This window comes from Frigoribacterium sp. CFBP9030 (assembly GCF_034045195.1).
Taxonomy (GTDB): Bacteria; Actinomycetota; Actinomycetes; order Actinomycetales; family Microbacteriaceae; genus Frigoribacterium.
Genome location: NZ_JAXCWG010000001.1, coordinates 126988 through 138022 on the forward strand (window position 1 = coordinate 126988; position 11035 = coordinate 138022).

Below are 11035 nucleotides of genomic sequence, written 5' to 3' on the forward strand. Positions count from 1 at the left end.
GGCACAGGGTCCGATCGAGTCGGCCACGAAAGTTCGCCTCGCAACTGCTCCGCGGCCGTCTCCGCCGAAGGTACCGAGCGCATCAGCGCTCGGAGATGGAGTGGTCGTGACCGCGCTCAACAACCCCCAGACCGAACAGCCCCGCCCCTCGACGAGCACCGGGGAGGCGCGATCCGGCTCGGTCGCGCAACGCACCTACGTGCTCGACACGTCGGTGCTCCTGTCGGATCCCCAGGCTCTCCTCCGCTTCGCCGAACACGACGTGGTGCTGCCCGTCGTCGTGATCAGCGAGCTCGAGGGCAAGCGTCACGACCCCGAGCTGGGCTACTTCGCGCGCCAGGCGCTGCGGCTGCTCGACGACCTGCGGCTGAAGCACGAGCGACTCGACTTCCCCGTCGAGGTCGGTGACGGGGGGTCGTTCCGCGTCGAGCTCAACCACTCGAACATGTCGGTGCTGCCGTCGGGCCTGCAGCTGAACGACAACGACTCGCGCATCCTCGCCGTCGCGTCGAACCTCGCCAACGACGGACTCGCCGTGACCGTGGTCTCGAAGGACCTCCCGCTGCGCGTCAAGGCGGCCTCGATCGGCCTCGCGGCGGAGGAGTACCGCGCCGAGCAGGTCGTCGACAGCGGCTACACCGGGCAGACCGACATCGACGTCTCGAGCGAGCAGATGGCCGCGTTCTACGAGACCGAGAGGCTGAGCTCGCGGGCGCTGGCCGACGTCCCCGTGAACACGGGCGTGGTCGTGCACTCCGACCGGGGCTCGGCCCTGGCGCGCGTGGTGTCGCAGGGCGAGGCGCGGCTCGTCCGCGGCGACCGCGACGTGTTCGGGCTGAACGGGCGCTCGGCCGAGCAGCGTCTCGCCATCGATCTGCTGCTCGACCCCGAGGTCGGCATCGTGTCGCTCGGGGGCAGCGCGGGCACGGGCAAGTCGGCCCTCGCGCTCTGCGCCGGGCTCGAAGCCGTGCTCGAGAAGCAGCAGCACCGCAAGATCATGGTGTTCCGGCCGCTGTACGCGGTCGGCGGCCAGGACCTCGGCTACCTGCCGGGCGATGCCGGCGAGAAGATGAACCCCTGGGGGCAGGCGGTCTTCGACACCCTGGGCGCCCTCGTCTCGCAGAACGTGCTCGACGAGGTCGTCGAGCGGGGGCTGCTCGAGGTGCTTCCCCTGACCCACATCCGCGGGCGGTCGCTGCACGACGCGTTCGTCATCGTCGACGAGGCTCAGTCGCTCGAGCGGAACGTGCTGCTCACCGTGCTGTCGCGCATCGGCCAGAACTCGCGCGTCGTCCTCACCCACGACGTGGCGCAGCGCGACAACCTCCGCGTGGGGCGGCACGACGGCGTGGCCTCGGTCATCGAGACGCTCAAGGGGCACCCGCTGTTCGGCCACGTCACACTGATGCGGTCGGAGCGGTCGGCCATCGCCGCGCTGGTCACCCGGATGCTCGAGTCCACCGACCTGGCCTAGGCCCCGCCGCCTCCGGCCCTGCCGCCTCCGGCACTGCTGCGCGGTCGGCAACTCAGGTTGTGCCGCACGATCGTGTCTGATCGGCACGGGAACGGGCGGGTGCGCCTGAGTTGCCGACCGAAGAGGATGCGAGGTCGGTCAGGTCAGGGGGCCGCCTTGCGGAGTGGCCGGGATTCGAGCACCGTCGCGCCGGCCAGATCCTGCCTGCTGCGCGGTCGGCAACTCAGGTTGTGCCGCACGATCGTGTCTGATCGGCACTGGAACGGGCGGGTGCGCCTGAGTTGCCGACCGGGTGCGGGCGCGACAGCGCGGCGCGGGGCGGCGCGGGGTCGACCCGAGGCGCTGCGCGTGATCCCACCCCAGATGCTCGTCGGCCCGATCCGTCCCCAGGGGCCTCTCCTTGGCCAGGTGCCGGGCCCGGCCATCGAGCAGTCTTCCGGCATGGAGCAACTCGCAGCACTCGTCACCGACCTGGGTGGTGTCGCGCACAAACGGCAGCTCGTGGCGCACGGCGCCACCGATCGTCTGCTCACGGCCAGTGTCCGGTTCGGGTCGCTGCATCGGGCCCGGCGCGGCTGGTACACGGTCTTCCCTCCCGGCGACCCCCGGCACGAGGCGGTGCGCATCGGCGGCCGTCTTACGGGCGCCTCTCTCCTGGCCCTGCACGGTGCGTGGTTGTGGACGACGCCGCCCGTCACGGTGGCCGTCTCGGCGAATGCCTCTCGGCTCCGAGCGCGTCACGGGGCGAGGGTCCTCTGGCGTCCGCGCGTGCTCCCGTCCGGCCCGGTTCGCGATCAGTCGACGCCACCGTGGGCGGTGCCCCTCGAGGAGGCGCTGGTCACGGCCGTCCTCGGCCTCCCGCTCGACGAGGCGGTCGCCCTGCTCGACTGGGCGCTCGCCAGCCGGCGGTTCACGCGGGTCGAGTTGGTGGAGGCGTTCGCCCACCTGCCGGAGAATCGCGCCTCGATCGTCGGCTGGGCGGACCGGCGGAGCGAGAGCTTCATCGAGAGCCTGATCAGAGCCACCTTCGTCTCACTCGGGCATGACGTCCGCGTGCAGGTCCCCGTGGGTCCGCGCGACGCCCGACGCATCGACATCGTCGTCGACGAGGTGGTGGCTCTCGAACTCGACGGCCGGGCCTTCCACGCCGACACGTTCGACGCCGACCGGCACAAGGACATCACCGTGACGATCGCGGGGAGGGTCGCGCTCCGCTGCGGGTACGGCATGGTCCGAGACGAGCGGGGCCTGCTCGTCGAGGCGGTCCACGCGATCATCCGACGTTCGCGTGCCATGAGCACGGCGTCGAGGAGATGCCGCGACTCGCACCATCAGGCCTGCCTCGGTGCCGAGCCCTGGCGTGTCGGCGCGTCGAGGGCTCCTCGACCTCACCGGCCACGGTCGGCCTCAACCGCTGGCGTCGCACGGGCAGACTCCCCGCCCCGGTCGTCTCGGGCGACTCGGTCGTGATGTCGATCCTCGAGACGACGCCGACGCCGACGCCGACGCCGACGCCGACGCCGATGCCGCCCGCCGATCGCGTGCTCGAACTCGGGGCCGTCGTGCTGCTGGGCGGACTCGCCGTCACAGCGGCCCCCGACGTCGGTGCGCAGATCTCTTTCCTGGCGGTGGCGGCGGTGACCCCCGCCCTGGTGCGTCACGATCTGGCCGTCCGGCGTCTACCGAATCCTCTGGTGGGGTTGCTCGCAACCGCCTTCGTCGTCGGCAGCACCCTGCGAGGGGTCGACTCCGGTCTGCTCTCGGCGTCGATCCCCTTCGGCTGGGCCGCACTCTGGTTCGCCGTCGCGTTCGCGCTCGCCGTGGGTGGCGCGTTCGGCATGGGCGACGTCAAGCTCGGTGCGGCGCTCGTCGGCATCGTCGCTCCGTGGGGAGGCATCGCCGTGGGGGCGCTCGTCGCCGGCGCAGGAGTAATCGGCCTGATCGTCGTCGCCGCGACCGCGCTGCGTGCCAGGGGGAGCCGGAGCCGTGGAGTCCCGTTCGGTCCGTGCCTGCTGGCTTCGTTCTGGGCCCTGTCGGTGTTCGGCGGTCCGCTGCTGTGAACGGCTGCACGACAGGAACCCGACTGCGACGGACGGGAGGCCGCGACGCGGAGGCGGGGCCAGGCCCGTGGCCGGACCAGCCGAGGAGGCGCGGCGCCGGTCAGACCGGCACCGCGCCTCCTGCAGGGGCGATCGGATCAGCCCGGGTGGGTCATGCTCAAGACGTCGAGAGCCTTGTCGAGCTGGTCTTCGGTGACCTCGCCGCGCTCGACGAAACCGAGGTCGACGACGGCCTCGCGCACGGTCATCTTCTGGGCGACGGCGTGCTTGGCTACCTTGGCCGCGGCCTCGTAGCCGATGACGCGGTTGAGCGGCGTGACGATCGAGGGCGACGATTCGGCGAGGGCCCGCGCGTGCTCGACGTTGGCCTCGAGCCCGTCGATCGTCTTGTCGGCGAGAGCTCGACCGGCGTTCGAGAGCAGACGGATGGACTCGAGCAGCGCTGTTCCCATGACCGGGATGGCGACGTTGAGTTCGAACGCACCCGACGCACCGGCCCAGGCGATGGTGGCGTCGTTGCCGATCACTCGGGCGGAGACCATGAGCACGGCCTCGGGGATGACGGGGTTCACCTTGCCCGGCATGATCGACGACCCGGGCTGCAGGTCGGGGATGTGCAGCTCGCCCAGCCCGGCGTTGGGGCCGGAGCCCATCCAGCGGATGTCGTTGTTGATCTTCGTCAGGCTGACGGCGAGCACCCGCAGGGCTCCCGAGGCCTCGACGAGGGCGTCGCGCGCACCCTGGGCCTCGAAGTGGTCGAGCGCCTCGGTGACGGGGAGCCCGCTGTCTGCCGCGAGGGCCGCGATCACGCGCTGGGGGAACCCGATCGGCGTGTTGATGCCCGTGCCCGTGGCGGTGCCGCCGAGCGGGACCTCCGCCACGCGGGGCAGCGTGGCCTCGACCCGCTCGATCGCGAGGCGGATCTGTCGTGCGTACCCGCCGAACTCCTGCCCGAGGGTGACGGGCGTGGCGTCCATCAGGTGGGTACGCCCCGCCTTGACGACGTCGGACCAGGCGGAGGCCTTGCGCTCGAGCGCCTCGGCGAGGTGGGTCAGCGCCGGGACGAGGTCGTGCAGCAGCGCACCGGTGACGGCCACGTGCACAGAAGTCGGGAACACGTCGTTCGACGACTGCGACGCGTTCACGTGGTCGTTGGGGTGGACCGCGGTGCCGTCGACCGTGCCCGCGAGCGTCGCGAGCACCTCGTTCATGTTCATGTTCGACGAGGTCCCGCTGCCGGTCTGGTAGACGTCGACGGGGAACTGGTCGTGGTGCCGACCGCCGATGACCTCGTCGGCGGCGGAGACGATCGCGGCCGAGACGGCGGGGGCGACGATGCCCATCTCGCCGTTGACCAGCGCGGCGGCTCTCTTGATGCGGGCGAGAGCGACGATCTGCGCCGGCTCGAGACCGGTGCCCGAGATCGGGAAGTTCTCGACCGCACGCTGGGTCTGAGCCCGGTAGAGGGCCGATGCGGGCACCCGCACCTCGCCCATCGTGTCGTGCTCGATGCGGTACTCGGATGTGGTCACGTCGTCGTGGTCCCTTCTTCGGCCCTCAGGGGGCGCTGGCGACCCGGGGCGGCCGCCCCGGGATGGTTCTCAGAGACGGCCCACGACGACCGACGGGTCGACGCGGCCGTTGGCGAGTGCGTAGTTGGCCCCGACGACGGCGAGTCGGCCCTCGGCGATGGCGGTGGCGATGAGGGCGGACGAGCCGACGAGCGACTGGACGGACGCCTCGATGTGCAGCTTGCCCACGCTGCGGGGATCGAGGGCGGCCCCGGGCTCGAGATCGATCGTGGCCCGCCGGACGGAGGGGACGATCATGTCGATGAGCCCGCCGAGGAACCGCGACCCGGGAGGCGCCTCCGACGTCAGCGAGTCGATGGCAGTGGCCACGGCGCCGCAGCTGTCGTGCCCGAGGACGACGATCAGGGGGACGTTCAGCACGGAGACGGCGTACTCGAGCGACGCGATGACGGTGTCGCCGACGACCTGCCCCGCGTTGCGGACGACGAACAGGTCGCCGAGACCGACGTCGAAGATGATCTCGGCGGCCAGCCGCGAGTCGGCGCAGCCGAAGAGGGCGGCGACGGGCTTCTGGCCACCGGCCAGGCTCGACCTGTGGTCGCTGTCCTGGTGCGGGTGGTCGGGGGTCCCGGCCACGAAGCGCTCGTTGCCGTCGGTCATGCGACGCCACGAGTCGCCGGGGGTCTGCGGGGGAGTCTGGGTGATGGGCTGCGATGTCATGTTCAGTCGTCCGTCTCGTCGGCGGTGTCGGCGGCCAGCGCCGTCGCCAGGGCCTCGAAGTCGGCGTCGTCGGCCGTTCCGTGCAGCACGTACGAGCTGCGGCCGACGGTCGTCGTCAACGAATAAGCGTAGTTGCCGGCGTCGTCGTCGTCGCGTCGGTCGTAGACCGTCCAGTCGACCCCGTCGATCTCGCGGGCGGAGGTCGCGGCGCGATTGTCGACGGCTGCTGCGAGCCAGGTGTCGTTGGCGTCGATGCCCTGCTCGAGAGCGATGAACTGCTCGCCCGGGGTGATGAAGCCGATGTACCAGACATCGACGTCGTCGGGTGTGGAGGTGTCGATGTCGGCGCGGTTCGAACTCCAGGAGTCGGGCAGGACGGGGGCGGCGAGCGGCACGTCGACACTGGCCTGAGCCTGGGAGGCCACGGTGGCGTAGTCGATGTCCTGTCGGTTGACGGTCCCGTCGGGGCGCACGACGACCAGGATGAGGAACAGGACGATGCCGAGCGACGCGACGATCGACAGCGTCAGATTGATCGCCGTCTGGTTCGCGTAGTGCTTGCGGGTGTTCTCGGCCTTGCGCGCGGCCGTCTCGGCCGGTGTCTCGGGTCGGCCCAGCTCGGCGACGATCCGCGGGCCCTGATCGCGTCGACCGCGGCCACGTCTCGGGGTGCTCACGACGCGGGTGCCTGTCGTCTGGCGGCCTCGAGGCGCTCGCGAGCACCCATCAGCCATTCTTCGCAGCGGCGGGCCAGCGCCTCGCCGCGCTCCCAGAGGGCGAGGGACCGCTCGAGCGTGGACGCACCCTGCTCGAGCTCGGACACGACCGAGACGAGCTCGTCGCGCGCCTGCTCGTAGCTCAGGGAGGCGATGTCGGCCGGGAGAGCGACCGCGGTGCCGTCGGCCGACGAGACGTCGGCCGACGAGACGTCGGGCGACGAGCTGTTCGCGTTCGAGGCGTCGGAGGGGGCGTTGTCCACGATGTCGATCCTAACGAGGGGTTTGCGAGGCGGGGTGAGAGCGACCGGCGCCCGATGTGCGTGACTGCTCCGTGCCTCCTGGGGAGGGATGATCGTCGATCGGTCCGCTCGACTCGCCGGTCGAGACCGCCGTCAGACCGCCGCCGGAGAGCGTGAGCAGCAGCTCGGTGTCGCGAGGCGCATCGGAGGGGTCGTGCAGGACGGCCCCGCCCGGCACCTGCACGATCGCGTACCCGCGGCGGAGCGTGCCCTGCGGGGACAGCGCCCGGAGACCCGCGGTCAGCTCGGCGACCCGGGTCTCGCCCCGCTCGACGCCCCGGACGACGAGCTCTCGGCCCCGCGCGACGGCCCGGACGATCTCGTCGGCTCGGACGTCGACGAGGGTCTGCGGCGACGCGAGCACCGGACGGCTGCGGATCTGCTCGAGCCGGTCGACCTCGGTGGCGACGAGCGCCGTCAGCCGCTGCCCGATGCGCGCGCGGGCCTGCTGCACCCGAGAGAGCTCTTCGGTGACGTCGGGCACGACACGTTTGGCGGCGTCGGTGGGCGTCGAGGCGCGCAGATCGGCCACCTCGTCGAGCAGCGGACGGTCGGCCTCGTGACCGATGGCGCTGACGACGGGGGTCGTGCAGGCGGCGACCGCCCTGATGAGCGTCTCGTCGCTGAAGCCCAGGAGGTTCTGGAAGTCGCCCCCGCCTCGGGCCACGATGATGACGTCGACCTCGGGATCGGCGTCGAGCCGCTGCACGGCCGCGGTCACCTCGGAGACCATCCGGTCGCCCTGCACCGCGGCATGCACCACCCGGAACTCGACGGACGGCCACCGCAGCTGCGCGTTGCGGAGCACGTCCTTCTCGGCGTCGCTGTCTCTGCCGGTGACGAGCCCGATGCACTGGGGCAGGAACGGCAGACGTCTCTTGCGCTCGGGCGCGAACAGCCCTTCGCCCGTGAGCTTGACCCGGAGTCGCTCGAGTCGCTCGAGGAGGTCGCCGAGCCCGACGTGCCGCATGTCGAACACCTGCATGGTCAGCGAGCCGCCCTTGACCCAGTAGTTCGGCTTGACGGCGGCGACGACCCGGTCGCCCTGCTTGAGATCGGCGGGCACCCGCGACTTGACGCTCGACCAGATCGAGAACGACACCGTGGCGTCTTGTTCGAGGTCTCGGAGCTTGCCGTAGACGTTGCCCCCCGACACGTTCCACTGCGTGATCTCGCCCTCGACCCAGGCCGTGCCCAGTCGGTCGATCCAGTCGCGCAGCTTGGTCGCGAGCAGGCCGACGGGCCAGGGGGCGTCCGCCGTGGGCGGCGGGGGCACGATCGTCATTCGTCTCCTGTCGTCGACCGATGTCGAGGATGCTCGGTGAGGGTGGGCAGGGTCGGCATCGGCCGCATCGACACGACTCGACCCGCCGCTCTCAGTACGCGACCAGTCGTCGCACCTACAATCGACTGGTGAGCCATATCACCAACGGCGCCCTTGCCATCGACCTGCCGACACCGCGTGTTCCTGCGGTGCGTAACAGGCTAAGGGATACCCCTGTCACTGGACACAAGCGTGTGCTGCTCGCGGCCCCACGCGGCTACTGCGCGGGCGTGGACCGAGCGGTGATCGCCGTCGAGAAGGCGCTGGAGCACTACGGTTCGCCCGTCTACGTGCGCAAGCAGATCGTGCACAACGTCCACGTCGTGTCGACGCTCGAGAGCCAGGGCGCGATCTTCGTCGACGAGGTCGACGAGGTCCCCGAGGGGTCGCACATCGTCTTCAGTGCGCACGGTGTCTCGCCGGCCGTCGTGCAGGGCGCCGCCGACCGCCAGCTGCAGGCCATCGACGCCACCTGCCCGCTCGTCACGAAGGTGCACCGCGAGGCCGTGCGCTTCGGCAGCCAGGGTCGGCACATCATCCTCATCGGTCACGCCGGGCACGAAGAGGTCGAGGGCACGATGGGTCATGCGCTCGATCGCACCACCCTCGTGCAGAACCCGGAGGAGGTCGACGACCTCGTCATCGACGACCCCGAGAACCTCGTGTGGCTCTCGCAGACCACGCTGAGCGTCGACGAGACCATGGAGACCGTGCGCCGCCTGCGCGAGCGGTTCCCGACCATCCAGAACCCTCCGAGCGACGACATCTGCTACGCCACGCAGAACCGCCAGGTCGCGATCAAGAAGGTCGCGCCCGAGGCCGATCTCGTGATCGTGGTCGGGTCGGCCAACAGCTCGAACAGCGTCCGTCTGGTCGAGGTCGCCCTCGAGCACGGGGCCAAGGCCGCCTACCGCGTCGACTTCTCGTCCGAGATCCGCCAGGAGTGGCTCGACGGTGTCGAGACCGTCGGCGTCACCTCGGGCGCCTCGGTTCCCGAGATCCTCGTCAAGGAGGTGCTCGACGATCTCGCCGACGCCGGCTACCTCGACGTCGCGGAGGTCGTCACGGCCGAGGAGGACCTCATGTTCTCGCTGCCGAAGGAGCTCCGCAAGGACGCGAGCGGTCAGGTCGACGCGCGCGGCCTCGGCGGTCGGACCCGATGACCGACGATCGTCAGCAGCCGCCCATGGCGCAGCGCGACGAGCGTCCCCGCCCGCGCTACGGCGAGTACGCACCGGAGGGGTGGGTCAACCCCGTCGCCCCCGTCGAGACGCAGACCCCGCCCCCGGGCAGGAGCGACGGCACTGCGCCCACTCCGCAGGCGGGCCCTCGAGACGCGACGACCCCCGGTGCGTGGGGCGCGCCTCCTCGTCCCGGTGCCGGTGATCTCTCGGGAGCACGGCGATTCGACCGCGTCGCCACGTTCGTCCTGCTGGGCATCGGTCTGTACAGCGTCATCTCGAACGTGGTGATGGCCTCGACGTTCTCGTCGACGCTGCTCTCCGCCCTCAGCGGCGCGGGCTACTCGACCGACGCCTTCACCGGCCAGGAGGCCCTGCAGCGCTCCGGCGTGATCATCGCCGTGCTGACCGTGGCGGTCTTCGCGATCACCCTCATGTGGAGCATCCGTCGACTCGCCGCCCGCAAGGTCACCTTCTGGGTGCCGTTGTCGGCCGGGGTGCTGATGTCGATCGTGCAGATGGTCCTCGTGCTCGGCGTCCTGTTCGGCGACGCGGCCTTCGTCCAGTCGATCCTCGACGGTTCGGGCCCCTCGCTCTGACGCTCTGATACGACGAGAACGGGCCCGCAGCGCATGCTGCGGGCCCGTTCGTCGTCTACGGCGATGAGAGCCGAGGAGGCGCGGGTCAGCTCCCCGACTGACCGAACGAGCCGAGCTGCCTGGTCGCCTCGACGACTCGGGCCGCCATGGCGGACTCGGCGACCTTGCCCCAGGCGCGGGGGTCGTACTGCTTCTTGTTGCCGACCTCGCCGTCGGCCTTGATGAAGCCGTCGTAGTTCTTCAGCACCGTGTCGGCGATCGAGCGGCTGAAGGCGTACTGCGTGTCGGTGTCGAGGTTCATCTTGACGACGCCGTTCGAGACGGCCTCGCGGATCTCGGCGTCGGACGAGCCGGATCCGCCGTGGAACACGAGCTCGAGGGGCTTCTCGGCCGTGTCGAAGCGCTCGCGGATGCCCTGCTGGATCTCGCCGAGCAGCTCGGGACGCAGCTTCACGTTGCCCGGCTTGTAGACCCCGTGCACGTTGCCGAAGGTCAGGGCGGCGATGTACCGGCCGTTCTCGCCGAGGCCCAGGGCCTCGACGACCCGGGTGACGTCGCCGACCGTCGTGTAGAGGGCGTCGTTCGTGCCCTCGTGCTCGACGCCGTCCTCTTCGCCGCCGACGACGCCGATCTCGACCTCGAGGATTGCGTTGATCGCCCGGGTGCGCTTCAGCATGTCTTCGGCGATGGAGATGTTCTCGTCGAGGGGCACCGCGGAGCCGTCCCACATGTGCGACTGGAAGAGCGGGTTGCGACCCGCTCGCACCTCCTCCTCGCTGGCTGCGATGAGCGGGAGCACGAAGCCGTCGAGGGCGTCCTTCGGGCAGTGGTCGGTGTGGAGGGCCACGGTGATCGGGTAGTTCTTCGCGACCTCGGTCGCGAACTTCGCGAAGGCGATCGCCCCGGCCGCGCGGTTCTTGACGGTGTGCCCGGCGAAGTAGTCGGCACCGCCGGTCGTGACCTGGATGATGCCGTCGCTGCCCGCCTCGGTGAGACCCTGCAGAACGGAGTTGATCGTCTGCGACGACGAGACGTTCACGGCCGGGTAGGCGAAGCCCTTGGTCTTGGCCTTGTCGAGCATCTCGGCGTACTGCTCAGGGGTTGCGACGGGCATTGCATCTCCTTCG

At 70.5% G+C, this 11035-nt stretch carries 11 protein-coding genes; 5 read left to right on the forward strand and 6 right to left on the reverse strand.

What is annotated here, in order from left to right:
* Positions 1–106 precede the first annotated feature (106 nt).
* From SOM13_RS00590 to SOM13_RS00600, 3 genes are all read left to right on the forward strand, one after another.
* A complete protein-coding gene (locus tag SOM13_RS00590; RefSeq protein WP_243213852.1) occupies positions 107–1474 on the forward strand; it encodes a PhoH family protein in 1368 nt (455 codons plus the stop codon).
* Positions 1475–1915: 441 nt separating this feature from the next.
* Positions 1916–2944, forward strand: a complete 1029-nt coding sequence (locus SOM13_RS00595; RefSeq protein WP_320478612.1) for a hypothetical protein — start codon at positions 1916–1918, stop codon at positions 2942–2944.
* Complete coding sequence (locus tag SOM13_RS00600) at positions 2944–3534, forward strand: prepilin peptidase (protein WP_320478613.1); 591 nt, start codon at positions 2944–2946, stop codon at positions 3532–3534. The genes SOM13_RS00595 and SOM13_RS00600 overlap by 1 nt, the downstream gene beginning before the upstream one ends.
* 137 nt (positions 3535–3671) lie before the next feature.
* Here SOM13_RS00600 and SOM13_RS00605 read toward each other — a convergent pair whose 3' ends face one another.
* The 5 genes from SOM13_RS00605 to xseA form a co-directional block, all read right to left on the reverse strand.
* Positions 3672–5066, reverse strand: a complete 1395-nt coding sequence (locus SOM13_RS00605) for a class II fumarate hydratase (RefSeq protein ID WP_192059627.1) — start codon at positions 5064–5066, stop codon at positions 3672–3674.
* Between the two features lie 69 nt (positions 5067–5135).
* Entirely contained in the window at positions 5136–5786 is a 651-nt protein-coding gene (locus tag SOM13_RS00610; RefSeq protein WP_197981787.1) for a carbonic anhydrase, read from the reverse strand.
* 2 nt (positions 5787–5788) lie between these two features.
* Positions 5789–6463 carry a DUF4245 domain-containing protein gene (locus SOM13_RS00615; RefSeq protein WP_320478614.1) on the reverse strand — a complete coding sequence of 225 codons (675 nt, stop codon included), beginning with the start codon at positions 6461–6463 and terminating at the stop codon, positions 5789–5791.
* Complete coding sequence (locus SOM13_RS00620; RefSeq protein ID WP_243213879.1) at positions 6460–6657, reverse strand: exodeoxyribonuclease VII small subunit; 198 nt, start codon at positions 6655–6657, stop codon at positions 6460–6462. The genes SOM13_RS00615 and SOM13_RS00620 overlap by 4 nt, the downstream gene beginning before the upstream one ends.
* 118 nt (positions 6658–6775) lie before the next feature.
* Positions 6776–8089 (reverse strand): exodeoxyribonuclease VII large subunit, encoded by a 1314-nt coding sequence (gene xseA / locus SOM13_RS00625; protein ID WP_243213844.1) that lies wholly within the window; start codon positions 8087–8089, stop codon positions 6776–6778.
* Positions 8090–8277: 188 nt separating this feature from the next.
* Between xseA and SOM13_RS00630 the strand changes: the two genes are divergently transcribed.
* On the forward strand, positions 8278–9291 hold the full coding sequence (locus SOM13_RS00630; RefSeq protein ID WP_243213878.1) for a 4-hydroxy-3-methylbut-2-enyl diphosphate reductase: 1014 nt from the start codon (positions 8278–8280) through the stop codon (positions 9289–9291).
* Positions 9288–9908 (forward strand): DUF6264 family protein, encoded by a 621-nt coding sequence (locus SOM13_RS00635; RefSeq protein WP_320478615.1) that lies wholly within the window; start codon positions 9288–9290, stop codon positions 9906–9908. Before SOM13_RS00630 ends, SOM13_RS00635 begins: the two co-directional genes overlap by 4 nt.
* A gap of 85 nt (positions 9909–9993) precedes the next feature.
* On the opposite strand, the gene fbaA is transcribed toward SOM13_RS00635, so the two are convergent.
* A complete protein-coding gene (gene fbaA, locus SOM13_RS00640) occupies positions 9994–11022 on the reverse strand; it encodes a class II fructose-bisphosphate aldolase (protein ID WP_192059636.1) in 1029 nt (342 codons plus the stop codon).
* Positions 11023–11035 lie beyond the last annotated feature (13 nt).

What these genes read in the sequence shown, in the direction of transcription:
- SOM13_RS00595 (WP_320478612.1), top strand. Translation starts at nt 1,916, where the DNA reads ATGGAGCAACTCGCAGCACTCGTCACCGACCTGGGTGGTGTCGCGCAC.
- SOM13_RS00600 (WP_320478613.1), top strand. Translation starts at nt 2,944, where the DNA reads ATGTCGATCCTCGAGACGACGCCGACGCCGACGCCGACGCCGACGCCG.
- SOM13_RS00610 (WP_197981787.1), bottom strand. Translation starts at nt 5,786, where the DNA reads ATGACATCGCAGCCCATCACCCAGACTCCCCCGCAGACCCCCGGCGAC.
- xseA (WP_243213844.1), bottom strand. Translation starts at nt 8,089, where the DNA reads ATGACGATCGTGCCCCCGCCGCCCACGGCGGACGCCCCCTGGCCCGTC.
- SOM13_RS00635 (WP_320478615.1), top strand. Translation starts at nt 9,288, where the DNA reads ATGACCGACGATCGTCAGCAGCCGCCCATGGCGCAGCGCGACGAGCGT.
- fbaA (WP_192059636.1), bottom strand. Translation starts at nt 11,022, where the DNA reads ATGCCCGTCGCAACCCCTGAGCAGTACGCCGAGATGCTCGACAAGGCC.